29 protein-coding genes are annotated in these 25,025 nt (G+C 70.5%); 20 read left to right on the forward strand and 9 right to left on the reverse strand.

All coding sequences use genetic code 11. From position 1 onward, the window contains the following. Window positions 1–161 precede the first annotated feature (161 nt). Window positions 162–524, forward strand: a complete 363-nt coding sequence (locus WBN91_RS23940) for a hypothetical protein (protein ID WP_337726308.1) — start codon at window positions 162–164, stop codon at window positions 522–524. Continuing rightward, window positions 503–1,354, forward strand: coding sequence for a FliA/WhiG family RNA polymerase sigma factor (locus WBN91_RS23945; protein ID WP_337726309.1), 852 nt, complete (start codon window positions 503–505; stop codon window positions 1,352–1,354). Before WBN91_RS23940 ends, WBN91_RS23945 begins: the two co-directional genes overlap by 22 nt. On the opposite strand, the gene WBN91_RS23950 is transcribed toward WBN91_RS23945, so the two are convergent. Then, the gene (locus tag WBN91_RS23950) at window positions 1,332–1,904 is read right to left on the reverse strand and encodes a M23 family metallopeptidase (RefSeq protein ID WP_337726310.1); all 573 of its coding nucleotides are present in this window, start codon (window positions 1,902–1,904) and stop codon (window positions 1,332–1,334) included. The two genes, WBN91_RS23945 and WBN91_RS23950, sit on opposite strands and share 23 nt — an antisense overlap. Before the next feature lie 340 nt (window positions 1,905–2,244). Here WBN91_RS23950 and rpsB point away from each other — a divergent pair, with 340 nt between their 5' ends. The 5 genes from rpsB (at window position 2,245) to WBN91_RS23975 (ending at window position 6,526) form a co-directional block, all read left to right on the forward strand. Beyond that, a complete protein-coding gene (gene rpsB, locus WBN91_RS23955) occupies window positions 2,245–3,087 on the forward strand; it encodes a 30S ribosomal protein S2 (protein ID WP_121226500.1) in 843 nt (280 codons plus the stop codon). A gap of 99 nt (window positions 3,088–3,186) precedes the next feature. After that, complete coding sequence (tsf, locus tag WBN91_RS23960; RefSeq protein WP_337726311.1) at window positions 3,187–4,002, forward strand: translation elongation factor Ts; 816 nt, start codon at window positions 3,187–3,189, stop codon at window positions 4,000–4,002. Window positions 4,003–4,129: 127 nt separating this feature from the next. Then, window positions 4,130–4,840, forward strand: a complete 711-nt coding sequence (pyrH, locus tag WBN91_RS23965; RefSeq protein WP_337726336.1) for a UMP kinase — start codon at window positions 4,130–4,132, stop codon at window positions 4,838–4,840. Window positions 4,841–4,886: 46 nt separating this feature from the next. Then, window positions 4,887–5,444 (forward strand): ribosome recycling factor, encoded by a 558-nt coding sequence (gene frr, locus WBN91_RS23970; RefSeq protein ID WP_337726312.1) that lies wholly within the window; start codon window positions 4,887–4,889, stop codon window positions 5,442–5,444. Between the two features lie 218 nt (window positions 5,445–5,662). Next, the gene (locus WBN91_RS23975) at window positions 5,663–6,526 is read left to right on the forward strand and encodes a phosphatidate cytidylyltransferase (protein WP_337726313.1); all 864 of its coding nucleotides are present in this window, start codon (window positions 5,663–5,665) and stop codon (window positions 6,524–6,526) included. Window positions 6,527–6,611: 85 nt separating this feature from the next. Here the strand turns inward: WBN91_RS23975 and WBN91_RS23980 are convergent, their stop codons facing one another. Continuing rightward, window positions 6,612–7,385: a VOC family protein gene (locus WBN91_RS23980; RefSeq protein ID WP_337726314.1), complete on the reverse strand. Its 774-nt coding sequence runs from the start codon at window positions 7,383–7,385 to the stop codon at window positions 6,612–6,614. A 100-nt stretch (window positions 7,386–7,485) separates the two neighbouring features. Continuing rightward, the gene (locus WBN91_RS23985; RefSeq protein WP_337726315.1) at window positions 7,486–8,301 is read right to left on the reverse strand and encodes a VOC family protein; all 816 of its coding nucleotides are present in this window, start codon (window positions 8,299–8,301) and stop codon (window positions 7,486–7,488) included. A 57-nt stretch (window positions 8,302–8,358) separates the two neighbouring features. On the opposite strand from WBN91_RS23985, the gene WBN91_RS23990 reads away from it, so the two are divergent. Both WBN91_RS23990 and WBN91_RS23995 read left to right on the forward strand, forming a co-directional pair. Next, a complete protein-coding gene (locus WBN91_RS23990) occupies window positions 8,359–9,105 on the forward strand; it encodes a class I SAM-dependent methyltransferase (protein WP_337726316.1) in 747 nt (248 codons plus the stop codon). A gap of 24 nt (window positions 9,106–9,129) precedes the next feature. Then, complete coding sequence (locus tag WBN91_RS23995; protein ID WP_337726317.1) at window positions 9,130–10,107, forward strand: aldo/keto reductase; 978 nt, start codon at window positions 9,130–9,132, stop codon at window positions 10,105–10,107. Between the two features lie 43 nt (window positions 10,108–10,150). Here WBN91_RS23995 and WBN91_RS24000 read toward each other — a convergent pair whose 3' ends face one another. Continuing rightward, a complete protein-coding gene (locus WBN91_RS24000; RefSeq protein WP_337726318.1) occupies window positions 10,151–10,774 on the reverse strand; it encodes a PadR family transcriptional regulator in 624 nt (207 codons plus the stop codon). 107 nt (window positions 10,775–10,881) lie between these two features. On the opposite strand from WBN91_RS24000, the gene rlmN reads away from it, so the two are divergent. Genes rlmN through WBN91_RS24015 form a run of 3 tightly spaced genes read left to right on the forward strand, consistent with a single transcriptional unit; the run spans window position 10,882 to window position 12,574 of the window. Continuing rightward, window positions 10,882–11,988, forward strand: coding sequence for a 23S rRNA (adenine(2503)-C(2))-methyltransferase RlmN (gene rlmN, locus WBN91_RS24005; RefSeq protein WP_337726319.1), 1,107 nt, complete (start codon window positions 10,882–10,884; stop codon window positions 11,986–11,988). Between the two features lie 41 nt (window positions 11,989–12,029). After that, complete coding sequence (locus tag WBN91_RS24010; protein WP_337726320.1) at window positions 12,030–12,302, forward strand: type II toxin-antitoxin system Phd/YefM family antitoxin; 273 nt, start codon at window positions 12,030–12,032, stop codon at window positions 12,300–12,302. Next, the gene (locus WBN91_RS24015) at window positions 12,299–12,574 is read left to right on the forward strand and encodes a type II toxin-antitoxin system RelE family toxin (protein ID WP_337726321.1); all 276 of its coding nucleotides are present in this window, start codon (window positions 12,299–12,301) and stop codon (window positions 12,572–12,574) included. Before WBN91_RS24010 ends, WBN91_RS24015 begins: the two co-directional genes overlap by 4 nt. A gap of 60 nt (window positions 12,575–12,634) precedes the next feature. Here the strand turns inward: WBN91_RS24015 and WBN91_RS24020 are convergent, their stop codons facing one another. Genes WBN91_RS24020 through WBN91_RS24035 form a run of 4 tightly spaced genes read right to left on the reverse strand, consistent with a single transcriptional unit; the run spans window position 12,635 to window position 15,470 of the window. Beyond that, window positions 12,635–13,393 (reverse strand): hypothetical protein, encoded by a 759-nt coding sequence (locus WBN91_RS24020; RefSeq protein WP_337726322.1) that lies wholly within the window; start codon window positions 13,391–13,393, stop codon window positions 12,635–12,637. Further along, window positions 13,383–14,459 carry a hypothetical protein gene (locus WBN91_RS24025; protein ID WP_337726323.1) on the reverse strand — a complete coding sequence of 359 codons (1,077 nt, stop codon included), beginning with the start codon at window positions 14,457–14,459 and terminating at the stop codon, window positions 13,383–13,385. Before WBN91_RS24025 ends, WBN91_RS24020 begins: the two co-directional genes overlap by 11 nt. Before the next feature lie 12 nt (window positions 14,460–14,471). After that, window positions 14,472–15,164 (reverse strand): PP2C family protein-serine/threonine phosphatase, encoded by a 693-nt coding sequence (locus WBN91_RS24030; protein WP_337726324.1) that lies wholly within the window; start codon window positions 15,162–15,164, stop codon window positions 14,472–14,474. A gap of 3 nt (window positions 15,165–15,167) precedes the next feature. Beyond that, window positions 15,168–15,470 carry a DUF2631 domain-containing protein gene (locus WBN91_RS24035; protein WP_337726325.1) on the reverse strand — a complete coding sequence of 101 codons (303 nt, stop codon included), beginning with the start codon at window positions 15,468–15,470 and terminating at the stop codon, window positions 15,168–15,170. A 33-nt stretch (window positions 15,471–15,503) separates the two neighbouring features. Between WBN91_RS24035 and WBN91_RS24040 the strand changes: the two genes are divergently transcribed. Genes WBN91_RS24040 through WBN91_RS24065 form a run of 6 tightly spaced genes read left to right on the forward strand, consistent with a single transcriptional unit; the run spans window position 15,504 to window position 21,833 of the window. Further along, a complete protein-coding gene (locus WBN91_RS24040; protein ID WP_337726326.1) occupies window positions 15,504–16,709 on the forward strand; it encodes an ABC transporter ATP-binding protein in 1,206 nt (401 codons plus the stop codon). After that, entirely contained in the window at window positions 16,702–17,838 is a 1,137-nt protein-coding gene (locus WBN91_RS24045) for a polyamine ABC transporter substrate-binding protein (RefSeq protein ID WP_337726327.1), read from the forward strand. The genes WBN91_RS24040 and WBN91_RS24045 overlap by 8 nt, the downstream gene beginning before the upstream one ends. After that, complete coding sequence (locus WBN91_RS24050) at window positions 17,838–18,686, forward strand: ABC transporter permease (RefSeq protein WP_337726328.1); 849 nt, start codon at window positions 17,838–17,840, stop codon at window positions 18,684–18,686. Before WBN91_RS24045 ends, WBN91_RS24050 begins: the two co-directional genes overlap by 1 nt. Continuing rightward, window positions 18,683–19,495 carry an ABC transporter permease gene (locus tag WBN91_RS24055; protein WP_337726329.1) on the forward strand — a complete coding sequence of 271 codons (813 nt, stop codon included), beginning with the start codon at window positions 18,683–18,685 and terminating at the stop codon, window positions 19,493–19,495. The genes WBN91_RS24050 and WBN91_RS24055 overlap by 4 nt, the downstream gene beginning before the upstream one ends. Before the next feature lie 40 nt (window positions 19,496–19,535). Next, window positions 19,536–21,179: a sensor histidine kinase gene (locus tag WBN91_RS24060; protein WP_337726330.1), complete on the forward strand. Its 1,644-nt coding sequence runs from the start codon at window positions 19,536–19,538 to the stop codon at window positions 21,177–21,179. A gap of 3 nt (window positions 21,180–21,182) precedes the next feature. After that, window positions 21,183–21,833 carry a response regulator transcription factor gene (locus WBN91_RS24065; protein WP_337726331.1) on the forward strand — a complete coding sequence of 217 codons (651 nt, stop codon included), beginning with the start codon at window positions 21,183–21,185 and terminating at the stop codon, window positions 21,831–21,833. 196 nt (window positions 21,834–22,029) lie between these two features. Here the strand turns inward: WBN91_RS24065 and WBN91_RS24070 are convergent, their stop codons facing one another. Beyond that, on the reverse strand, window positions 22,030–22,296 hold the full coding sequence (locus WBN91_RS24070; protein ID WP_121226543.1) for a GlsB/YeaQ/YmgE family stress response membrane protein: 267 nt from the start codon (window positions 22,294–22,296) through the stop codon (window positions 22,030–22,032). Window positions 22,297–22,453: 157 nt separating this feature from the next. On the opposite strand from WBN91_RS24070, the gene dxr reads away from it, so the two are divergent. Both dxr and WBN91_RS24080 read left to right on the forward strand, forming a co-directional pair. Beyond that, window positions 22,454–23,674 (forward strand): 1-deoxy-D-xylulose-5-phosphate reductoisomerase, encoded by a 1,221-nt coding sequence (gene dxr / locus WBN91_RS24075; protein ID WP_337726332.1) that lies wholly within the window; start codon window positions 22,454–22,456, stop codon window positions 23,672–23,674. A gap of 2 nt (window positions 23,675–23,676) precedes the next feature. Then, window positions 23,677–24,870 carry a M50 family metallopeptidase gene (locus WBN91_RS24080; RefSeq protein WP_337726333.1) on the forward strand — a complete coding sequence of 398 codons (1,194 nt, stop codon included), beginning with the start codon at window positions 23,677–23,679 and terminating at the stop codon, window positions 24,868–24,870. The last annotated feature ends 155 nt before the right edge of the window (window positions 24,871–25,025 follow it).

The raw sequence follows: 25,025 nt of genomic DNA on the forward strand, positions 1-25,025 counted from the left end.
CCGAGCCACAAAGACCGCAACCACCAAAGCCGCAACCGCCAAGACCGCAAGCGCCAAGACCACCCTCGCCGAAGCTCCTGCCGCCAAAGCCGCGACCGCCGCAGCCCCAGCCGCCGCTGACATCCCGCCCGCCGACCGCACCACGGCGAACCACCTCGCCGATGACCTCGCGGCCACCACCCAGCACGCCGCCGCCGACCGCGCCGCAGACGAGCACGCTGCCCCTCGCGCCGCCGCTGACGACCGTGGTGCTGAGGCCGCTGCCGGCCGCCCGGAGCTGGGCGGCGTTGTTGCCGGCCGGCGTGTGGAGGCTGGTGCGGAGGAGGGCTCGGCTGCTGGAGGCGTTACTGCCGGCGGTGTGGCTGCGGGCGGTGTGGCTGCGGGCGGTGTGGCTGCGGGCGGTGTGGCTGCGGGCGGTGTGGCTGCGGGAGGCGCTGTGGTCGGTGAGCCTGGGGTTTGGGCTGGTGGTGAGGGTGTTGTCGACCTGCCGGGTGTTGATTCGATGGCTGACGACGTTCCGGTGATCCCACCGTCCGCACGACCCGCTCACCCGGCCTCCGAGTCGCGCACCGCGGACGACGTCGAGGCCGGGATCATCGCCCTCTGGCACACCTACGGCGAGTCCCACCAGCAAGCTCTGCGCGATCGCCTGGTCCTCCACTACGCGCCGCTGGTGAAGTACGTCGCCGGTCGGGTCGGTACCGGGTTGCCCGCGCACGTGGACGTCGCCGACCTCATCCAGTCCGGCATCTTCGGTCTGGTCGACGCGATCGAGAAGTTCGAACCTGAACGTGGCCTGAAGTTCGAGACCTACGCGATGCAGCGCATCCGGGGTGCGATCCTCGACGACCTGCGCTCCCAGGACTGGGTGCCGAGGTCGGTGCGCAGCCGTGCCAGGGACGTGGAACGCGCCCTCGAACGGCTCGGTGCCCGGCTCCAGCGCACGCCCACCGACCGGGAGTTGGCCGCCGAGCTCAAGATCGGGCTCGCCGAGCTGCGCGAGCTGTACGCCCAGCTCCAGCTCACCAGTGTCGTGGCCCTCGACGAGCTGATCGCCGCCGGTCGCGCCGCCGGAGGCGCCGGGGGCGCGTCGTTGGCCGAGTCGCTGCCCGACGAAGGGGCGGAGGACCCGATCGCGACGCTGGTCGACCAGGACAGCCGCCGTCAGCTCGCCGACGCGATCGCCCAGCTCGCCGAGCGCGACCGGGTCGTGGTCACGCTCTACTACTTCGAGAACCTGACGCTCGCCGAGATCGGCAAGGTGCTGGGCGTCACCGAGTCCCGCGTCTGCCAGCTGCACACCCGGGCCGTCCTGCGGCTGCGCACGAAGCTCAACGAACAACTCGAATCCTGAGCCCATCGGTGCCGCCCCCGGGCGGACCCGTGGGCAGCAGGCGCACTCGGCCGGCGGCCACCAGTGCCAGCGGGTCCAGGTAGGTGCGGCCGGTCTTGGGGGTTGTTCGGTGTGCGCCCCAGTGCAGGCAGGGGGTGGGGCAGCCGGCGTGGCCCGGTTCGAGGGTGGCGATCGGGGTTCCCCTCGTCACGCGGCGGCCCGGTTCGACGGTGGGGATCACCGGTTCGTAGGTCGTGCGGATGCCACCTTCGTGGGACAGCGCGACCACCTGGCGGTCGCCCACCGGGCCGGCGAACACCACGGTCGCGTCGGCTGCCGCCATGACCTGGGTGCCGGCCGGAGCGCCCAGGTCCACGCCGCGGTGGCCGGGGCCGTAGGGCGTGGTGGGGGCCTCGAAGGTCCTGAGGACGACCGGTGGCGGGGGTAGCGGCCAGGCGTAGCGGGGTGGGCGTGCGGTCGCCGGAGTGGTGATGGTGCACGTCAGGAGGGTTGCCAGGGCCACGGCCAGGAGCGCGGTCGGGGTGGCTGGGGCGCGGTGCGTGGTGGTCATGTGTTCGACGGTCCTCACCTGGGCGGATGGGTGCCAGGGGGTGATCGCGAACTGTGGACAACTCCGGGGCTGTGGACAACTCGGGGGCGGTTCGGGGTTCTGCCCGCGGCGGCGTACACTCGTTGCGCGGCCCGTGTGAGCGCGGGACGACTTCGCGTGCCATTGCAGATCCGATCCACCTCTCGTGGTCGAGTCACGGCGTCCGGCGGTCCTGAGGTGAAACTCCGGTTCGGGCGGCGGCAGGGGCACCAGGGCGGCGGTCCGACCCGGAACGCCGCGACCAACCGGAACGCGTGCCGGCCCGCCCGGCGCGCCTGATCGAAGAGGTGCGAAACCGGCTATGGCCGTCGTCACCATGAAGCAGCTGCTCGACAGCGGCGTGCACTTCGGGCACCAGACCCGTCGCTGGAACCCGAAGATGAAGCGCTACATCTTCACCGAGCGCAACGGCATCTACATCATCGACCTCCAGCAGACGCTGTCGTACATCGACCGCGCCTACGAGTTCGTGAAGGAGACCGTCGCGCACGGCGGGTCCATCCTGTTCATCGGCACCAAGAAGCAGGCGCAGGAGGCCATCGCCAACGAGGCGCTCCGCGTCGGCATGCCCTACGTGAACCAGCGCTGGCTGGGCGGCATGCTCACCAACTTCTCCACCGTGCACAAGCGCCTCCAGCGGCTCAAGGAGCTGGAGTCGATGGAGCAGACCGGCGGTTTCCAGGGTTTCACCAAGAAGGAAATCCTGATGATGAACCGCGAGAAGGACAAGCTGGAGCGCACGCTCGGCGGTATCCGCGACATGTCCAAGGTGCCCAGCGCCGTGTGGATCGTGGACACCAAGAAGGAGCACATCGCGGTCGGTGAGGCGCGCAAGCTCAACATCCCGATCGTCGCGATCCTCGACACCAACTGCGACCCGGACGAGGTCGACTACCCGATCCCGGGCAACGACGACGCCATCCGGTCCGCCGCGCTGCTGACCAAGGTCGTCGCCGAGGCCGCCGCCGCCGGCCTCATGGCCCGCTCCGGCGCCCGCACCAACGCCGCCGCCGGCGACGACAAGCCCGAGCCGGGCGTCGCCACCGACGAGCCGCTGGCCGAGTGGGAGCAGGAGCTGCTCGTCGGCGCCGAGGCGACCGACAAGCCGGCCGCCGCCGAGGGTTCCGAGACCGTCCAGTCCTGATCCGTCGCGCGCCGCGCCCGCACTCACCCGCGGGCGCGGCGCGCACCGGGCCGCCCCTATCCCCGCGCGTATCCCGCAGAAGGAACGGAAAACCGCACGATGGCGAACTACACCGCCCAGGACGTGAAGCGCCTGCGCGAGCTGACCGCCGCAGGCATGATGGACTGCAAGAAGGCGCTGGAGGAGACCGACGGCGACTTCGACAAGGCGGTCGAGCTCCTGCGCATCAAGGGTGCGAAGGACGTCGACAAGCGCGCCGCGCGCACGACCTCCAACGGCCTGGTGGCCGCCGAGGACGGCGTGATGATCGAGCTGCGCTGCGAGACGGACTTCGTCGCCAAGAACTCCGACTTCCAGGACCTGGCGTCCCGGATCGTCGCCGTCGCCAAGGCCTCGCGCCCGGCCGACGTCGAGGTGCTCAAGGCGACCGACCTCGACGGCCAGACCGTCGACGCCGCCGTCCAGGAGCTGTCCGCCAAGATCGGCGAGAAGCTGGAGCTGGCCAAGGTCGCCGTCTTCGACGGCACCGTGACCACCTACCTGCACCGCCGTGCCGCCGACCTGCCGCCCGCCGTGGGCGTCGTGGTCGAGTACACCGGTGACAGCGAGGACGCCGCCCGCGGCGCCGCCATGCAGATCGCCGCGATGCGCCCCCGCTACCTCACCCGCGACGAGGTGCCGGCCGACGTCGTCGCCAACGAGCGCCGCATCGCCGAGGAGACCTCGCGCGAGGAGGGCAAGCCGGAGGCGGCGCTGCCCAAGATCGTCGAGGGCCGGGTGAACGGCTTCTTCAAGGACGTCGTGCTGCTGGAGCAGGCTTCGGTGACCGAGTCCAAGAAGACCGTCAAGGCCGTGCTGGACGAGGCCGGGATCGCCGTCACCCGCTTCGCCCGGTTCGAGGTCGGCGAGGCCTGATTCGCGTGAGGGCGGGGTTGCGCGAGGATGCAACCCCGCCCTTGCCGTGTCCAGAGGAGGACCTGTGAGCGCAGAGGTAGCCCACCCGGGCCCAGACGACGCCGAATCCGGCGGTTACCGCCGGGTCATGCTCAAGCTCGGCGGTGAGATGTTCGGCGGCGGCGGCGTGGGTGTCGACCCCGACGTCGTCCAGACCGTCTCCCGCCAGATCGCCGCGGTCGTCCGAACAGGCGTCCAGGTCGCCGTCGTCATCGGTGGCGGCAACTTCTTCCGGGGCGCGGAACTCCAGCAGCGCGGCATGGACCGCAGCCGCGCCGACTACATGGGCATGCTCGGCACGGTGATGAACTGCCTCGCCCTCCAGGACTTCCTGGAGCGCGAGCACGGCATCGAGACCCGGGTGCAGACCGCCATCACGATGGGCCAGGTCGCCGAGTCCTACATCCCCCGCCGCGCCATGCGCCACCTCGAGAAGGGCCGCGTGGTCATCTTCGGCGGCGGCGCGGGCATGCCGTACTTCTCCACCGACACCACCGCCGCGCAGCGGGCGCTGGAGATCGGGTGCGAGGTCGTGCTGATGGCCAAGGCCGTGGACGGCATCTACACCGCCGACCCCAAGACCGACCCGGAGGCGCTGATGTTCGACCACATCACCCACCGCGAGGTGCTGGAGCGCGGCCTCAACGTCGCCGACGCCACCGCGTTCAGCCTGTGCATGGACAACAACATGCCGATCATGGTGTTCAACCTGCTCACCGAGGGGAACATCGCGCGCGCCGTGCGTGGTGAGAAGATCGGGACGCTGGTGAGCACCCCCGGTGGTCGCCCGTCCTTCTAGACCTGCTGGGATTCGAGCCGAACTGCGCACACCACAAGGAGTAGCCGTGATCGACGAGACCCTCCTCGACGCCGAGGAGAAGATGGAAAAAGCGGTGTCCGTGGCGAAGGAAGACCTCGCGTCCGTGCGCACCGGCCGCGCTACACCCGCCATGTTCTCCCGCATCGTCGTCGAGTACTACGGTTCGCCGACCCCGTTGAACCAGCTGGCCAGCGTCGCCATCCCGGAAGCCCGGATGGCGGTCATCAAGCCCTACGACACCAGCCAGCTCAACTCGGTCGAGAAGGCCATCCGCGACTCCGACCTGGGCGTCAACCCCAGCAACGACGGCTCGGTCATCCGCGTGGTGATCCCCCAGCTGTCCGAGGAGCGCCGCCGCGAGATGGTCAAGGTGGCCAAGGGCAAGGGCGAGGACGCCAAGGTCTCCATCCGCAACATCCGCCGCAAGGCCAAGGAAGAGCTGGACCGCCTGGTCAAGGACGGCGAGGTCGGCGAGGACGACGGCTCCCGCGCCGAGAAGGAGCTGGAGAACGTCACCCACCGCTACGTCGCCCAGGTCGACGAGCTGGTCAAGCACAAGGAAGCCGAGCTGCTCGAGGTCTAGCTGTGTTGGATGGCGCCGCCTCCGGCGTCGCGGCGAGGCCGCCTGGAAGTCGGCTCGTCGCGCCGCGTTTCCCGCCGATCGAAAAGCGTGATCGTCGGGAAAGGCACCGCGACAAGCCGACGCGGCCTCGCGGGTCGGGTTGGCGGGGTCGCCAGTCGTGTGGTTGGGTCGGCCGGGTCCCCGGCCGCGAGGTCGGCTCGGCCGGGTGACCGGTCGTGATGGGAGCACAGGTGTCAGGCGGCGGTGAGCAGGGCGCGGTCCCGAAGAGCCCGTCGCGGGCGGGTCGGGACCTGCGCGCGGCCATCGCCGTCGGCGTGGGCCTCGGCGTGGTCATCCTGCTCGCGCTGTTCACGGTGCGGCAGTTGTTCATCGGTGTCGTCGCCATCGCCGTCGCCGTGTCCGTCTACGAGCTGACGGGCGCGTTGAAGCGCGCCGCGGACATCCGGGTCGCGCTGGTGCCCGTGCTCGTGGGCGCCCAGGCCGTGGTGTGGCTGGCCTGGCCGTTCGGGCGCGACGGCGTGCTGACGGCGTTCGTCGTCACCGTCCTGGTGTGCCTGCTGTGGCGGCTCAAGGACGGCGCGGACGGCTACCTGCGGGACGTCACCGCGTCCGTGTTCACGGTCGTGTACGTGGCGGTCTTCGCCTCCTTCGCGGTCATGCTGGTGGTCCCCGAGGACGGGGTCTTCCGGGTCCTGGCCTTCCTGATCGGCGTGGTCCTGTCCGACACCGGCGGCTACGCGGCCGGCGTGTTCTTCGGCAAGCACCCGATGGCGCCCACCATCAGCCCGAAGAAGTCCTGGGAGGGCTTCGCGGGGTCGATGGTGGCGGGCGTGGTCGGCGGCGCGCTCACCGTGAGCCTCATGCTGGACGGCCAGTGGTGGCAGGGCGCGTTGTTCGGCGCGACCCTCGTGGTCACCGCGACGACCGGCGACCTGGTCGAGTCGCTGATCAAGCGCGACCTGGGGCTCAAGGACATGGGCAGCCTGCTGCCCGGCCACGGCGGTCTCATGGACCGCATGGACTCGCTGCTCCCTTCCGCGGTCGTCTCCTGGCTGCTCCTGAACGCTTTCGTGCCGGTGTGAGGCACCGCCCGAGCGCACGGCACCGCTGGCGGTTGAACGGCTCCGACCCCTCGTGCGGGGCCGTTCCGCCGGTGGCGCGGGTCGCTCAGGCGTCCGGTGTTGTCGGCCAGGCCGGGGTGATCAGCGAGAACACCGAGCCGTAAGGGTCGCGCACCACCGCGATGCGGCCGTAGGGCGAGTCGAACGGCGCCACGTCCACCGTGCCGCCCAGCTCGGGGATCCGCTCCGCCGCCTTGTCGGTGCCGACCTCGGGTGACACGGCGAAGTACACCATCCAGTGCGGCGCCAGGTCCGGCGGGAAGTCCGCGCCCATGCGCAGCCGACCGGCCACCTCTGTGCCGTCGACCGACCAGACCACGTAGTCCAGCTCGCCATCGCCCACCTGGCGCTCCTCGTAGCCGAACAGCGAGCGGTAGAAGTCGTCTGCCACATCGGTGTCGCGGGTGACGACCTCCTGCCACGCCAACGCGCCGGGTTGCCCGACCAGCACCGACTCGTCCGCTGTGGCCTGCCAGAACCCGATGACCGCGCCCGCCGGGTCGGTCACCAGCTGGACGTGGCCCTTGCCCGGGATCTCCAGTGGACCCATGATCGTCTTCGCGCCCAGCTCGGCGGCCTGCGCGGACGTGCGGGCGAGGTCGGCTGTGTGCAGGTAGAGCGACCACCCCGGCGGTGTGCCCTGCGCCGACGTGGACGGCGGGTAGAGGCCTGCCACGGGTGTGCCGTCGACCAGCGCGATCGTGTAGCCCTCGAACGCTTCCTGGTAGGTCCAGCCGAGCAAGCCCGTGTAGAAGTCGCGGCTCGCGGCCAAGTCGCCCGTGGGCGCTTCCAGCCAAGCCGGGGTTCCGGGGGTGGACATCTCCCTCTCCTGCCGTCGATGCGGGTGTGGTGTGGATCGCATCGGACGTTACGGGAGGGGTACGACAATTCCCGGCATGCGCGCTCGGGAGGGATCCGGGTCAGTCGTCGAAGGGGTCGTCGACCGGCGCGCCGATCTCCTGTTCCGACAGCGGCACGGCCCTGGACGGGTCGATCACCGAGAACACCGAACCGGTGTGGTCCGCGACCACGGTCACGCGCCCGTACGGGGTGTCGTACGGCTCCACCGTGATGCGTCCGCCCAGCTCAAGCACCCTGGACGCGACCGTGTCGGCGCCGATCTCGGGCGCGGCGGTGAAGTACACCATCCAGTGCGCGGGGGTGTCGGACGGGAACGCCCGGCCCATCCGCTGCCGCCCCAGCACGGTGTGCCCCTCGACGCCCCAGATCGTGTAGTCCACCGCGTGCCCGTCACCGATCTGGGTGATTTCGAAGCCGCACAGCTCGCGGAAGAACTCGTCCGCCACCGCGCCGTCCCACGTGTTCAGCTCGGCCCACGCGTAAGCGCCGTGCCCGTCGGTGCCGAACAGCCAGTCCTGCGGCACGTGCCGGAACCCCACCACGCCGCCGGTCGGGTCCGCGACCAGCGTGGACACCTCGTCCGGCTCGCGCAGGACGTGCCCGCCCAGCGCGTGCACCCGCTCCGCCGTGGCGCGGGCGTGCGGGGTGTTGAGGTACAGCGTCCACCCGAAACCGCCGTCCGCGGGCACCAACTCCGCCACCGGCAGCCCGTCCACCACGGCGATCGTGCGCCCGTGCACGTCGGCGTAGGTCCAGCCGAACAGCCCGGCGTAGAACTCGATGGCGGCCCGCTCGTCCACCACGGGCAGCTCGACCCAGCAGGGCGCGCCGTGGTGCAGCTCGGCCAAGGCGGGAGAGTTGGGGACGATCGACACCGTCTACCTCCTGCGAAGCCGGGGTGGATGATCACGCTACGGCTCTACAGTCGTCCCGTGAAGGGATTCGTCCGCGCCGCGTTGGCGGCCGTCCGTCCGGCCACGGTCCTGCCCAGTCCGAACATCTGGCACTGGCCCGACGTGTACGAGGTGGAGAACCGCGCACAGGACGTGGACGGCGCCATCTGGCAGGCGCTGCGCGAGGCCTGCGACTGGACCGGCGGGGACGTGGTGGACGTGGGCTGCGGCGACGGGTTCCACCTCGCCTGGTTCGCCAAACACGCGAAGTCCGTGATCGGCGTCGAACCGCACCCGCCGCTGGTGCAACGGGCGGCGAAACGGGTCGCGGACGTGCCCAACGCCTCCGTCGTGGCCGGTCCCGCGCAACGCCTGCCCCTGCCGGACGCGAGCGCCGACCTGGTCCACGCCCGCACCGCCTACTTCTTCGGGGCGGGCTGCGAGCCGGGCCTGGTCGAGGCCGACCGGGTGCTGCGGCCCGGCGGCACGCTCGCGATCGTCGACCTGGACGGCACGGCCGAGCCCTACGGGCCGTGGCTGTGCGCCGACGAACCCCGCTACCACCCGGCGGAGGTGGAGGAGTTCTTCGCCGCGCAGGGCTTCGCGCTGCGCCGGGTGCGGGCGCTGTGGCGGTTCGAGACGCGCGCGGACCTGGAGGCCGTCCTGCGCATCGAGTTCTCCGCGCGGATCGCGGCACGGGCGATCGCTCAGGTCCAGGGCCTGTCGTTCGAGGTCGGCTACCGGGTCCACACGAGACGGAAACCCACCGGTCTCGTGCTGCGGTGAGAGCGTGCACATAGGATCGGGGGCGTGGAGAACCGGAACGCGGTCAGGTTGGGACGCCGGGTCGGCGTGGTGGGTCTGGGGTGCTGGCAGCTCGGCGCCGACTGGGGCCAGGTGGACGAGTCGGACGCGCTGGCCGTGCTGCACGCCGCCGCCGACACCGGGGTGACGTTCTTCGACACCGCCGACGTGTACGGCGACGGGCGCAGCGAGCAGCTGGTGGGCCGGTTCCTACGGGAACGCGGCGACGCGGGCCTGACCGTGGCGACCAAGATGGGGCGCCGGGTCGAGCAGGTCCCGGAGAACTACACCCGCGAGAACTTCCTGGCCTGGAACGACCGGTCCCGCGCGAACCTCGGCGTGGACACCCTCGACCTGGTCCAGCTGCACTGCCCGCCGACGCCGGTGTACTCCACCGACGAGGTGTTCGACGCGCTGGACGAGATGGTCGAGGCCAAGCGGATCGCCGCGTACGGCGTGTCCGTGGAGACCGTCGAGGAGGCGCTGACCGCCATCGCCCGACCGGGGGTGGCCAGCGTGCAGATCATCCTCAACGCGTTCCGGCTCAAGCCCCTTGAGCAGGTGCTGCCCGCCGCCGCCGAGGCCGGTGTCGCGATCATCGCGCGCGTGCCGCTGGCGTCCGGGCTGCTGTCCGGCAAGTACACGCGGGACACACAGTTCGGTTCGGACGACCACCGCAACTACAACCGGCACGGCGAGGCTTTCGACGTCGGAGAGACGTTCTCCGGCGTGCCTTACGAGGTGGGGCTGGAGGCCGTGGAGCGGCTGCGCCCGTTGGTGCCGGCCGGTGCGACGCTCGCGCAGTTCGCGCTGCGCTGGATCATCGACCAGCCGGGCGTCACCGTGGTGATCCCGGGCGCTCGCAACCCGGAGCAGGCGCGGGCGAACTCGGCGGCGGCGGACCTCGCCCCGCTGACCGTGCAGGACGAGGTCCGCGCCGTCTACGACGAGCTGGTGCGACCGTTGGTGCACGACCGCTGGTAGGTCAGCCGGTGCACCGCCGCCGGTAGGTCACGCCGGCGGTAGGTCACTCCTCGTCTTCCTCGACGTCCAGTTCGCCGAGGATCGCGTACAGCTTGCGCCGGGCCTCGTTGAGGACCTCCACGGCGCGGGCCTGCTGCTCACGCGTGCCCGCGTGGGCCATCTGGTGCATGGCCGCGCCCAAGTGCCGCGCGGCCGTGCGCAGCTTCGCCGCGCCCGCGTCCTGGTCGTCGGTGACCTGCTGCCACGGCGGGGTGTCGCCGAGCTTGGCCGCCTCGGCGCTGCCCGCCTCGGTGAGCGCGAACAGCTTCTTGCCGCCGGCCTCCTCGGTGGAGGTCACCAGGCCCTCGTCGGCCAGCAGCTGGAGGGTCGGGTAGACCGAGCCGGGGCTGGGTCGCCACAGGCCGTCGGTGCGCTGCCCGATCTCCTGGATCATCTCGTAGCCGTGCATGGGCCGTTCGGCCAGCAGGCTCAACACCGCCGCGCGCACGTTGCCCTTGCGCTGCCGGCCGCGTCCGCCGCGCCGGAAGAAGTCCGGCGGGCCGGGCGGGATCGGCGGTCCGCCGAAGCCCGGGAAGCCGCCGAAACCGCGTCGCGGGTCGCCGAAGCCGTGGTCGCGCTGGAAGCGCTCGTGGAGCCGGTGTCCTGGGTGGTGGGGGTGCATACGCATGTCGTTGCTCCTTCATCGATCGGTTCTGACACATCAACGATATATCGGAACCTGTCGCGATGCAACGGTCGATGCCGTCGTGCGGTCGTGGGACACTGGGAGGTGCTATGACTGCCCTTCCCCTCGTGTTCGACGCGCCCAAGCGCGGCCTGCCGCCGCGCCACCTCGCCGACCTCACCGCCGACCAGCGGAAAGAGGCCGTGGCGGCGCTGGGTGAGAAGCCCTTCCGGGCCGCTCAGCTGTCCCACCACTACTTCAGCCGGCTCACCGTCGACCCGGCGGAGATGACCGACATCCCGGCGGCGTCACGCGACCGCCTGGTGACCGACCTCATGCCCCCGCTGTGGACGCAACTGCGCGCGGTGGAGGCGGACGGCGGCACGACCCGCAAGACCCTGCTGCGCGCGCACGACGGCACGCTGGTCGAGTCGGTGCTGATGCGCTACCCGGACCGGGCGACCCTGTGCATCTCGTCGCAGGCGGGCTGCGGCATGGCGTGCCCGTTCTGCGCGACCGGCCAGGGCGGCCTGACCCGCAACCTGTCGACGGCCGAGATCGTGGACCAGGTGCGGCGGGGCGCGGCGGCCATGCGCGACGGCGAGCTGCCGGGCGGGCCGGGCCGGTTGTCGAACATCGTCTTCATGGGCATGGGCGAGCCGCTGGCCAACTACAAGCGGGTGGTCGAGGCGGTGCACCGGATTTGTGATCCGGCGCCTTCCGGGCTAGGGATCTCGCAGCGGTCGGTGACGGTGTCGACGGTGGGTCTGGTGCCCGCGATCCGTCGTCTGACCGAGGAGAACTTGCAGGTCAGGCTAGCGGTGTCGCTGCACACGCCGGATGACGAGTTGCGGGACACGCTGGTGCCGGTGAACACGCGGTGGAAGGTCGCCGAGGTGTTGGAGGCGGCGCGTGGGTATGCGGATCGGACTGGTCGGCGGGTGTCGATCGAGTACGCGTTGATCCGGGACATCAACGACCAGCCTTGGCGGGCGGATCTGTTGGGGAAGATCCTGCGCAAGCACTTGGGGCAGTTGGTGCACGTGAACGTGATTCCGTTGAACCCGACGCCGGGGTCGAAGTGGGACGCGTCGCCCAAGCCGGTGGAGCGGGAGTTCGTGCGGCGGGTCAACGACCAGGGTGTGGCCTGCACGGTGCGGGACACGCGGGGCCAGGAGATCGCTGCGGCGTGCGGCCAGCTCGCGGCCGAGGGCTGAGGTCTGGAGGGCTCACGGCCAGGTGTGCCACAATTGTGGCCATGACCGTTGAACCGCTGCGATCGGTGCGCGACCACCTGTCGGACTTCGTCGACCGGGCTGAGCGCGAGCACGAGCGCGTGGTGGTCACCCGGAACGGGCGGCCCGCGGCCGTGCTGATCGGGTACGAAGATCTGGCGGCGCTGGAGGAAACGCTGGAGATCCTCAGTGACCCGAACGCGATGGCGGCGATCCGGGAGAGCCGTGACGAGGTGGCCCGCGGCGAGGTGGTTCGCGGCGTGGAAGCCATTCGGGCACTGCGGCCTCGTTCGTGACCCAGCCGTACGACCTCCAGGTTTCCGCCAGTGCGGTGCGCACCATCCAGGACAAGTTGTCCGATGGAGTGGCCTCGGCCGTGATCGAGTTCATCACGCACACGTTGCTGGACAACCCCCACCGCGTGGGCAATCCGCTGCGTTACGAGCTGGAGGGAGTCCACTCTGCTCGGCGTGGAGCCTTCAGGGTGCTTTACGAGATCGATGACGAACGACGCGAGGTCACGGTGCTTCGCGTTGAACACCGCGCTGACGTGTACCGACCGCGTTGAGGCGGCGGCGGTTGTAAGACGGTGGGCATGGGTGAGCCGCCGGCCAACTACAAGCGGCGGTCAGAGGGCGCTGAGCAGCAGTTCCCCGACGAGGGCTATCTCGTCGGAAGTGGTGCCCGCGCCGGCCGGAGTTGTCCGCGCCAGGCGCAGCGTCCGGCCGGCTCGTTCGACGAACCAACTTCGAACGTGCAACGCCGCGTCGAGTTTCAACTGCGTGGCTGAAGCCGCCAATTGGGTGCGGACATCCGGCCCGGTCCGGTGGTCGAGGACGAGCCGGACGATGTCGACCAGATCCGTGGCTTCCTTGGCCTTCGACCGGTTCGGCAGGGCTTGCAGTTTCGTGGCGACCAGCGGACCCGGCTCGGCGACCCGCACGGTGTGCTCGAACGCCGTTCCCCCTGCGGTCGCGCGGATCGCGAGCGGTGTCGCCGATCCGAGTGCCCAGTCGTGAGCGAGGGTGTACAGCCGGTCGGTGGGATCGTCGGGCAGGTGCACGAGGTCCAGTTCGCTGATCTCGAGCACGTCGATCCGCACCTCTCCGGCCGGTGTCGGCACCAGTGCGCCGGCCCCGTCGATCGCGGTCGCGCCGCCCGCGAGCAGGACTTCCAGTTGTCCGGTCTCACCGGTCGCGCGTCGGCTGACGGTGTCGACGTCGGTGGTGACGCGATGTGCGGCCGTTCCGAGTCGGGACAACACGGCCAGACCGCCGACGAGCGTGATCGCACGGCCCAGTCGGCGCTCGACCTCGGGGATCGCGAGGAGCAGTGCGAGCGTGCTCGGGCCGTACAGGTCGACCCTGGCGACAGGATCACCAGACACGGATCACGTCCGCGGGTGGGGTCCACCCCTCGAGGATCTCGCGGCCACGGCCCGGATCGGCTGCGAGGTCGAGTGCGACGAACAAGGGATGAGCCAGCGGTCGGCCTTGGCCGCCTGGTGCCGGACGGCGGGTCGTGCACACCTGTGGCACCGGCGCGACGCGCAGTGTCGCACCCCGGGTCGATTCGGACGGGGGAACGCCGAGCATCGTCGCTGCGCGTTGGGCTGTCATCTCGTTCGGCACGTAGAAGTCCGGGGGGTAGTCGGCGCGAACGCCCGCCGGGGCTCCGTACTCGACCGCGGCCAGGGTGTCCGTGAGTGCCCAGCCGACGCCTGCGGGATCGTCCCAGGCAGTCCCCAGAACCTTGGCGATCGTGGGGTCGTCGAGCAGGTCGATCCTGCTCACCGCGGTCGTGGTCGGCCTCCAGGCGTCCGCGGTGTCCCAGAACAGGTCCGGCAGGACCGGGAGCCTCGCGTCGTCGACGAGACCTGCGTCGCGCAACGCGGACATGGCGGCGGAGACGGTGCTCGGCGAACGGCTCAGCGCACGGGCCAGAGTGCGGACCGAGGCGGGCCGGTCGGGTGCGAGGAGCATGGCCGAGGCCACCTCGAGGGTCGCGTTGCCGGCGAACACGTTCCGGGGGCGTTCGGCGAGCGGGGCCACCGGCACTGCGGTGTCGATGTGCACACCGGGACCGACCAGGCGCAGGTGGCCGCGCCGGTCGAGCCAACCCCAGCCGTTCGCCGCCAGGAGCTTCCGCGCTCCGGCGACGACCCGATCGGCGACCACGAGGTGAACCACGTCGTCCGCCGGCTTGGTTCGTGGCAGCCCGCTGAGCCACTTGGCCACGCTTTCCGGGGTGGCGGTCGCCATGCTTTTGACCTCGACGGCCACCGGCACTCCGTGGACGTCGAGCACGAGGTCTGCTCCGGCGTCGGAGGCAGTTTGCGGTGTCACTCCGAGGCCCAGGGCCGTGAACACGGCCGCCACGAGCTGCTCGAATTCAGCACCGGGGTGCACAGTTAGATACTCAGTCCTGTTCGGTGTTCTGTCAATACCGAACACCGAACAGGACTGTCAGGAAGTTCTGACCACGATGGCGGTGGCGTTGTCGTTGCCGCCTGCGGCTTCCGAGTCGGCTAGCAGGGCCTGTACCGCCGCCTCCGGCGAGGATGTGCTCAGGATCTCCAGGATGCGGTGGTACGGGACCTGTTCGGCCACCCCATCCGTGCACAGCAGGTACACGTCGCCAGAACGTGGCTGGACCTGGAGCAGGTCGGGGTCCGGGTGGGATGGGTGGCCGACGTAGCGGGTGAGTTGGTAGCGCGCCGAGTGGGCTTGGGGGGAGTCGTGGGGCCACCAGCCGTGGACTGCGCCCAGCCAGGCCATTGTGTGGTCCACGGTCAGCAGTTCCAGTAGGCCCGAGCGCAGGCGGTAGGCGCGGGAGTCGCCCAGCTGGGCTATCCACAGGCTGTCCGGGGTTTCCACCAGGGCGGTCAGGGTGCAGCCGGCCAGGGTGGATGAGCGGCGGCCGAAGTCGGCTACCTGCTGGTGTGCCTCGGTCAGGGCTGGGCGGATGCCGGCGATGCCCGATGCCCGGACGTGGGAGACGACCAGGTCCACTGCGGTGCGGCCGGCCATCGCGCTGCCGGGGCCGTCGCCCATGCCGTCCGCCACGACCGCCAGGAGCGGCTCGGTGGACAGGTGGGCGACGTCGAAGTTGGCGTGGTAGCGGCGGCCGGGGTCAGAGCCCGCCGCGGCGGAGTGCACGGGTCAGCGACGCCACGAGGTGCGGCTGCGGACCTGCTCCCAGATCAGCAGGATCGCCATGCCGGCGCCGAAGGCGACCACCCAGATGTCCTCGGTGCGCCCGTGGTGGTTGCCGATGAGCAGCGAGAACGTCGCCAGCACGGACAGCCAGCCCGCGATGCGGATGCCCTTGGGGAAAGTGCCGTGCCAACCCCACTCGGCCGACGGCTCGTCGTGGGTGTCGACCGCCGGACGCTTGTCCAGTTCCGAGGACGAAGACACAGCCGCACGACCTTCCTGCCCGATCAAGTTCACGTACGGCGTCATCGTCGCACATCATGGGCACGGGGGAGACGTGAGGTGCGCGGCACTGCCCCGGCGTCCAACGTCACGCGCTGTGCGAAAGGCGACGAGTTGACCGACCAGCCCGGCTTCCACCCGGCACGGCAGCCCACCCCGGACACGTCCGCACCCGTCGACGTCGGCCTGCACGGGGTCACCAAGCGCTTCTCCGACCAGACCGCGGTGGACGACCTCTCGCTGCGGGTCCACGAAGGTGAGTTCTTCTCGGTGCTCGGCCCCTCGGGCTGCGGCAAGACGACCCTGCTGCGCATGATCGCCGGGTTCGAGCACCCGGACGCGGGGCGCATCGAGCTCGACGGCGTCGACATGGTCGGCGTGCCGCCCTACCGTCGGGACGTCAACACCGTCTTCCAGTCCTACGCCCTGTTCCCGCACATGTCGGTGTGGGACAACGTGGCGTACGGCGTGAAGCGCAAGGGCGTGCGCGGCGACGCCTTGAAGAAGACCGTGGGCGAACACCTGGAGCTGGTGCGGTTGAGCCAGTACGCCAAGCGGCGCCCGGCGCAGCTGTCCGGCGGGCAGCAGCAACGGGTGGCGATCGCCCGTGCGCTGGCCGCCGGACCCCGGCTGCTCCTGCTGGACGAACCGCTGGGCGCGCTGGACGCCGTGTTGCGCAAGGAACTCCAGATGGAGTTGATGCGCATCCAGCGCGAGGTGGGCACGACGTTCCTGTACGTCACCCACGACCAGGAAGAGGCCTTGGTCCTGTCGCACCGCGTGGCCGTGATGAACGCGGGGAAGGTCGAGCAGGTCGGCTACCCCGAGGACGTCTACGAGCGGCCCGCGACCCGGTTCGTGGCCGGGTTCATCGGCACCTCCAACGTCCTGGACGCCAAGGTGTCCGGTGTGGACGGTCGGTGGGTCGAGCTGGACGCGGCGGGCGCGACCACGCTGCGCGCGCCGCTGGTCGGCGAGGTCCGCCACGGGCAGCGGGTGGCGGCGACCGTGCGGCCGGAGAAGGTCCACCTCTACGACCACGCCGCCGAACCGCCCGCGGGCTGGTGCGTGGTCGCCGGCACCGTCCGCGACGTCGTGTACACCGGGGTGTCGACCCAGTTCGTGGTCGACGTGCCCGGTGGCGGCGAGCTGGTCGCGTTCGTGCAGAACACCCGCAGGATCGACGACGCGGGTGCGCCCGGCCAGCCCGTGCGGATGGGCTGGGACCCCGACTTCACCGTGCTGTTGGAGAGCGCCGATGACTGATCGAAACCTCCGGATCGCCCGCCTGTGGGACGCCGGGGTGAGCCGCCGCACGATGCTGCGCTCGACCGCGTTCTTCGCGCTCGCCGCGACGGGCGCGTGCGGCGTGGGCGAAGCGCCGTCGAACCCGGCCGCGCCGACCTCGAAGGCCAAGGCGGTCAACGCGAAGGACGAGCCGAAGCTCAACTTCTACAACTGGACCGACTACATCGCGCCCGACACCCTGTCCGGCTTCAAGACGGCCAGCGGGATCGACGTCACCTACGACAACTTCAGCACCAACGACGAGATGGAGGCCAAGATCGCCTCCGGGGCGGCGGGCTACGACCTCGTCGTGCCCAGCGACAACTTCCTGCGCCGGTTCCTGCGCGCGGGCCTGCTCTCGCCGCTGGACCACGACCTGCTGCCGAACCTGAAGAACCTGGAGAAGCGGTTCACCGAAGCCGACTACGACCCGGGCAACGTCTACTCGGTGCCGTGGGCGTGGGGCACGACGGGCCTGGCGTACGCGAAATCGCAGGTCGGCGACGTGTCCGGGTTCTCGGCCTACGACCTGGCCGCCGCGCAGGGCCGCAGCACGATCCTGGACGAGGCCCGTGACGGTCTCGCCCTGGGCCTGCTCAAGGCCGGCCACGACCCGAACACGACCGACCCCAAGCACCTCGACGACGCGGTCAAGGTGCTGCTGGAGTTGAAGAAGAAGATCGGCCAGATCACCTCCGACGTCATCGAGCCGCTGACCGGCGGGCAGGTGCCGTTGGCGCAGGCCTACTCCGGTGACGCGTTCCAGGCCCGGGACGCCAACCCGGACATCGCCTACGCGATCCCGGCCGAGGGCGGTCTGTCCTATGTGGACCTCCTGTGCATCCCGAAGGACGCGCCGCACGCCGCCAACGCGCACAAGTTCATCGACTACGTCCTCGGGCCGGAGGTGGGCGCGGCGCTGGCCAACGCCATCCGGTACGGCAGCCCGAACGCCGCCGCAAAGCCGTTGATCGACAAGGAACTGCTGGACGACCCGCTGGTGTACCCGTCCGACGAGCAGTTGGCGAAGCTGCCGTTCACCAAGGACCTGGGCGCGGAGGTCGAGGCGCGGTACGCCGACGCGTGGACCAAGGTCAAGACGGGCTGATGGCCGCTCCCCGGCGCCGGTGGCTCGTCGCCACCGGCCTGCTCACGCCCACCGGGCTGTGGCTCGGCGCGTTCCTGATCGCACCGCTGGTGCTGGTCGTGCAGTTCAGCTTCGCCACGCGGGACACCGGCGTGGCGCGGGCGGTGCTGCCGTGGACCGTGCAGGCGTACCGGACCGCGCTGGACCCGGCGTTCCTGCCGATCTTCGGCCGCACGCTGGCCTACGCCGGTCTGACGACGGTGCTGTGCCTGCTGCTGGGGTTCCCGCTGGCGTGGTTCATCGCGCGGCACGGCGGGCGGTACCGGACGGCGCTGCTGGCGGCGGTGCTGGTGCCGTTCTGGTCGTCCTACCTCGCCCGGATCTACGCGTGGAAGGCGCTGCTGGACGGGGAAGGGCTGGTCAACCGGCTGCTCGGGGCCGTGGGGCTGGGGCGTGATGGCGGGTTCCTGCTCACCCACGGCGCCGTGGTGCTGGGGCTGACGTACGGGTTCCTGCCGTTCATGGTGCTGCCGCTGTACGTGGCGTGCGAGCGGTTCGACCACCGGCTGGTGGAGGCGTCCTACGACCTCGGCCACGGGCGGGTGTCGACGTTCCGCCGGGTGGTGCTGCCCGGGGTGTTCCCGGGGGTGCTGGCGGGGTCGCTGCTGGTCCTGGTGCCCGCGGCGGGGGACTTCGTGACGCCGCGCCTGCTGGGCGGGGTGGACCAGTCGACGTTCGGCAGCGTGATCGACGACCAGTTCCGCGGCGGCAACAACTGGCCGCTGGGGTCGGCGATGGCGGTCCTGCTGCTGGTCCTGGTGGTCGTGGTACTGGTGCTGCGGGGGCGGCGCGGGGAGGACGTGCTGTGAGCCGGCGGCCGTGGGTGCTGGGTGCGGTGGCGGCCTTCGTCTTCGCCTTCCTCTACCTGCCGGTCCTGTGGCTGGCGCTGGTGTCGTTCAACGACTCGCGGTCGCTGAGCCGGATCACGGGGCTGTCGACCCGGTGGTACGCGGAGTTGTTCGGCGACTCCCGGGTCCTCGAGTCGCTCGGGCTGACCTTGCGGCTGGCCGGGGCCAGTGCCGTGGTGTCCACGGTCATCGGGACGCTGGCGGCGTTCGGGCTGCGGCGCGCGTTTCCGGGGCGTGGGCTGTGGACGGTGCTGCTCAGCGTGCCGCTGGTGGTGCCCGAGGTGGTGCTGGGTGTGGCCTTGCTGGGGTTCTGCGTGAAGCTCGCGGGCATCCCGCTGGGGTTCGGGGCGCTGCTCGCGGCGCACGTGGCGTTCTCGCTGAGCTTCGTGGTCGTGGTGGTGCGGGCGCGGGTGGCGGGGATGGACGCGCGGCTGGAGGAGGCCGCCGCGGACCTCGGGGCCGGGCCGCTGGTGGCGTTCCGGACGGTGACCCTGCCGCTGGTGGCCCCGGCGGTGGCGGCCGGGGCGGCGTTCGCGTTCCTGCTGTCCTTCGACGACGTGGTGACCTCCAGCTATCTGACCGGCGTCGGGTCGACGACACTGCCCGTGTTCGTCTATGCGCAGGCGAGTAAGCGAGGGGTGTCGCCGGAGATCGTGGCGCTCTCGACGCTTATGGTCGCCACGAGTGCGGCCCTGCTCATCGCGGGTGTCCTGATTGCCGCGAAACGTGCGCGGGCGTCAACTTTCGTCGGCTCTATCAGCGACGAATGAACGGCGTGGCGCGCGGGGGGAGTGTTTACCGTTGTCCGTTGTGACGTCCGTCGTTCAGCGCCTGCGGCCCGAGGCGGTGGCCCTGAGGGCCGCCCCGCGGGAGTTCCTCCGCACCCACGCCGAGCGGCTGGGCCAGGTCACGGCGTGGCGGGTCGGGCGGGAGCTGCTGGCCATCGCGCTCATCGTCGTGCTCGACGTCTACCCAGGCTTCCTCGCCGGTCCCGGGCAGGTCGACGACTGGCGCCTGATCCCCATCGGCGTCGGGTACGTGGGCCTGTACGTGCTGCGCCTGGGCTTCCCGGCGATCGCGCTGCTGGGCGCGGTCTGGGTCGTGTTCGGCTACGAGCACGGCGGCATCGCCGCGATCATCATGCTGGCCTACGCGGCCGGCTACCGGATCGTGTCGTGGCAGCGTGCGCTGGTCACCGCCGCGCTGGGCCTGGCCGTCTACATGCTCGCGTGGGACATGTCCGCGCCGACGCTCAGCGGGCCGCTCGGGTCGTGGGTCATCCTCACCGTGTACGGCATGGTCGTGGTCCTGCCGTACCTCGTCGGCCGCTACACCGCGCAGCGCAACGCCTTGGTCGCGGCCTTGCAGGAGCGCGAGGAGCGGGTCGTGCGGGAACGGCGCATGGTGTCCCGCCAGGTCCGCCTGCGCGAGCGCAACCGCATCGCGCAGGACATGCACGACAGCCTCGGCCACCGGCTCAGCCTCATCTCCGTGCACGCGGGCGCGTTGTCCCTGGACGCCGGACTCGGCGAGAAGCAGCGCGAGGCCGTTCAGGTGCTGCGCAGCGCGGCGCTGACGGCGATGGAGGAGCTGCGCGGCGTCATCGGCGTGCTGCGCCGCGACGAGCCCGACGAGGAGCAGGTCCGGCGCACGGTGGACGCCATCGACGAGCTGGTCGACGGCGCGCGGCGGGCCGGGGTGCGGGTGAGCCTGGTGCGCGGCGGCCAACCGTGCCCGCTGCCCGCGAAGGTCAGCCACGCCGCGTACCGGATCGCGCAGGAGGGCCTGACCAACGCCAGCAAGCACGCGCCGGGCGCGAGCGTGCAGGTGACCGTGAAGTACGAGCCGGACGCGCTGGTGGTCGAGGTCCGCAACAACCCGCCCCGCGTCAAGCCGCGCGACGGCGCCGGGTTCGGGCTGATCGGCCTGGGCGAACGGGTGCGCTTGGCGGGCGGCATGCTGCACGTCGGCGAACTGCCTTCGGGGGGTTTCCGGATCGCCGCCGTGCTGCCGTACGAGGACACCGCCGCCTCCGACGACGAGCCGTCCGACGAGTTCGAGATGCCTGTTGAGCAGGCCAAACCCGCTACCGGCATCCGTAAGTGGGCCGGGGTCGGGTCGATCGGGCTGGCCGGGGTGGTGGTGCTGGTCGTGGTCGCCGGGTACGTGTGGCTGGGCAGCCAGCCGCTGACCAGGGTCGTGACGCCGGAGGTGTACGAGCGGGCCTCGGTCGGCGACGCGGAGGCGGACCTGCGGGGGCGGTTCCCGGGCGGGTCGTCGCCGGTGCTCAGCGACCTGCGGGACGGTTCGGAACCCGAGCCGGGAGGCGCGGTTTGTGAGTACTTCGTCACCGACGAACAGACCTACACGTCCGGCGGGATCAAAGTCGTGCGCTTCTGCTTCGCGGACGGCAAGCTCGTCGAGAAGAAGATCCACCTGCACCGTGGGGCGTGAACGTTGATCCGTGTCCTCATCGCCGACGACGAGCCTTTGATGCGAGCGGGCATCAAGGCCATCCTCGGCACCGCCGACGACATCGAGCTGGTCGCCGAGGCGGGTGACGGGCGGGAGGCGGTCCGGATAGCCCAGGAACGGCGGGTGGACGTCGCGGTCCTGGACATCCGCATGCCCCGGCTGGACGGGCTGGCGGCGGCGCGGGAGCTGCGGACCGTGGCGCCTTCGGTGCGGGTGGTGATGCTGACCACGTTCGGTGAGGACGACAACATCGTGCGCGCGCTGTCCGACGGGGCGGCGGGGTTCTTGTTGAAGGACTCCGCGCCGGAGGAGTTGTTGCGGGCGGTGCGGGCGGTTCACTCGGGTGAGGCTTATCTGTCACCGATGGTGACCAGTCGGGTCGTGGGGATGGTGGCTCAGGTCGGGCAGCCTCGGCGGCAGGAGGCCATTCGGCAGGTGGAGGGGCTGACCGAGCGGGAGGTCGAGGTGTTGGCGCTGCTGGGGTTGGGGATGTCGAACGCCGATGTGGGGCAGCGGTTGCACATGAGTGAGGCGACGGTGAAGACGTATGTGAGCCGGTTGTTGGCCAAGTTGGGGCTGACCAACCGGGTGCAGGCGGCGTTGCTGGCTCGGGACGCGGGCTTGGCGGGCTGATCAGCGCTTCACCGGCTGAGCTGCGGGGCTTTTGTCGGTACCCGCTGGGAAAATGGTGTCGGGGGCCGGAGGCCGGCGGTGTGAGTTCGTGAAGGCGGCGGGAGCGCGTGAAAAAGCCCCCTGTCGACCGGGGGGATAGTCGACAGGGGGCCTGGGTCGCGGCGCGCGAGGGGGGAGCGCGCTCCGCGAAGAGGGGTTAAGCCCGGGCCCTGTTGCCTGTCACCAGGCGGTAGATGCCCAGCACGACCAGCGAGCCGAGGATTGCCAGCAGCCAGGTGCTCAGGTCGAAGAACGTGTTGATGTCGGTGCCGAACAGGGCCTGGCCGATGAACCCTCCGATGATGGCCCCGACGATGCCGAGCAGCATCGTGATGATGATGCCACCCGGGTCGCGACCAGGCATGATCGCCTTGGCGATGGCGCCTGCGATCAGCCCGAGTACGATCCAACCCAAGATGCCCACGGGGGCTCTCCTTCCTGCCGGCCTCGACGGGCGGAATCCGTCGTGGCGCTTGATCAGGGGTTGCCCACGTTCGAGTGAGCCCACGCATCCGTTATCATTCCGTGACCTGAGTACCGCCGTGGGGTCTATCAGGTTGGTTCCGGAACAATGGGCGGTGATGAGCACACCACGCACGGTCCTGGTCCTCGGGTCGACCGGGTCGATCGGTACCCAGGCACTCGACGTCATCGCCGCCAACCGCGACCGCTTCACGGTCGTCGGGCTCGCCGCGGGCGGGTCGGATCCGGCCGTGTTGGCCGCCCAGGCCGTCGAGCACGGCGTCGCGGCCGTGGCCGTCGCCAAGGCGACCGCCGTCGAGGACGTCACGCTCGCCCTCTACGCCGAGGCGCAGAAGCGCGGGTACTCGAAGGGCGACTACAAGCTGCCGCGGATCGTCGCCGGGCCGACCGCGATGGTCGACCTGATCGACTCGACGCCCGCCGACGTCGTCCTGAACGGCATCACCGGCTCGATCGGCTTGGAGCCGACTCTCCGGGCGCTCGACTCCGGCTCGACGCTCGCCCTGGCCAACAAGGAGTCCTTGATCGCCGGCGGGCCCCTCGTGCTCAAGGCCGCCAAGCCCGGTCAGATCGTGCCGGTGGACTCCGAGCACTCCGCCCTCGCCCAGTGCCTGCGCGGCGGCACGGACGCCGAGGTGGCCAAGCTCGTGCTGACCGCCTCCGGTGGGCCGTTCCGGGGTCGCCGCAGGTCCGAGTTGGAGGGCATCACCGCAGCTCAGGCCCTCGCCCACCCGACCTGGTCGATGGGGCCGGTGATCACGATCAACTCGGCGACCCTGGTCAACAAGGGGCTGGAGCTGATCGAGGCGCACCTGCTGTTCGGCGTGCCCTACGAGCGCATCGACGTGGTCGTGCACCCCCAGTCGGTGATCCACTCGATGGTCACCTTCACCGACGGTTCGACCCTCGCGCAGGCCTCCCCGCCGGACATGCGGCTGCCCATCGCGCTCGCGCTGGGCTGGCCCGAGCGCATCCCCGGCGCCGCCGCCGCGTGTACCTTCGAGTCACCGACCGCCTGGACGTTCGAGCCGCTGGACGACGAGGTCTTCCCGGCGGTCCGGCTGGCCAGGCAGGCGGGCTCCGGCGGGGGTTGCCTGCCGGCGGTGTACAACGCCGCCAACGAGGAAGCGGTCGCGGCCTTCCTGGGCGGTGGCACGGCGTTCACGTCCATCGTGGACACGGTGGAGCGGGTGCTGGCGGAGGCGGACGGCTGGGCGCACGAGCCCGCCGACGTCGCCGAGGTGCTCGCCGCCGAGGATTGGGCCCGCTCGCGGGCGCGGGAACTCGTGGCCACTTCGGTGGGGTCTGGAAGGGACTGAGAGTGGTCTTCTTTTTGGGCATCTTGCTGTTCGCCCTGCTGATCGGCATCTCGATCGCCCTGCACGAGCTGGGCCACCTGGCCACCGCGAAGATGTTCGGGATGAAGGTGACCCGGTACTTCATCGGGTTCGGGCCCAAGATCTGGTCTTTCCGCCGCGGCGAGACCGAGTACGGCCTGAAGGTCATCCCGGCCGGCGGGTTCTGCGAGATCACCGGCATGACCGCCCTGGAGGAGGTCCGGCCGGAGGACCAGCACCGCGCCTTCTACCGGCAGAAGACCTGGAAGCGGGTCGTGGTGCTCAGCGCGGGCTCCATCACCCACTTCATCCTGGGCTTCTTCATCCTGTACCTGATGGCCGCGATCATCGGCATCCCCAACCTGCGCAACACGCCGCTGGTGGCGGAGGTCGCGCCGTGCGTCACCAGCGTCACGGTCACCGAGTGCAAGCCCGGCGACACCTCGCCCGCGCAGCGGGCCGGCTTCCAGGCCGGTGACGAGATCCTCGCCGTCGCCGGCACGGCCACGCCGACCTGGACCGACGTGCTGAAGGTGACCCGCGACCGGTTCGGCGCCACCGACTTCAAGGTCAAGCGCGGCGAGCAGGAACTGGTGCTCAGCGTGGACGTGACCCGGGTCGACCGGGAGTACGTGCGCAAGGACGGCTCGACGTACAAGAAGGAAGTCGGCGCGATCGGCATCCTGCACCAGACCGAGTTCAACTACAACGCGTTCACGGCCTTCGGCGGGGCCACCAAGTACACCGGCGACATGTTCGTCAACACGTGGAACGGCCTGCTCAAGTTCCCGGAGAAGATCCCCGCCGTGGTCAAGGCCATCGGCGGCGGCGAGCGCGACCTGGACACCCCGGTCAGCGTGGTCGGCGCGTCCCGGCTGGGCGGCGAGGCGGTTGAGCAGGGCCTGTGGCCGTTCTTCTGGCTGATGCTGGCCGGCCTGAACTTCTTCGTCGGCGTGTTCAACCTGCTGCCGCTGCTGCCGCTTGACGGTGGTCACATCGCCGTCAACCTGTACGAACGGGTGCGAAACTGGATCCGGAAGCTCCGCGGCCTCCCCGCGGGCGCTCCGGTCAACTACCTGCGGTTGTTGCCGCTGACCTACTTCGTGATCTTCGTGGGCGGTGCGGTGACGCTGCTGACCGTGACCGCGGACATCGTCAACCCCATCCGACTCCAGTGATCCTTGTGAGAGGTGTTTGTCCATGAGTGACGGCGTGCTGCTCGGGATGCCGGCGTTGCCGCCCCCGGTGCTGTCCGAGCGCCGCAAGACCCGCCAGTTGATGGTGGGGTCCGTCGGTGTGGGCAGTGAGTTCCCGGTGTCGGTGCAGTCGATGA

Source organism: Saccharothrix sp. CCNWYY140, from assembly GCF_037401995.1.
GTDB lineage: Bacteria > Actinomycetota > Actinomycetes > Mycobacteriales > Pseudonocardiaceae > Actinosynnema.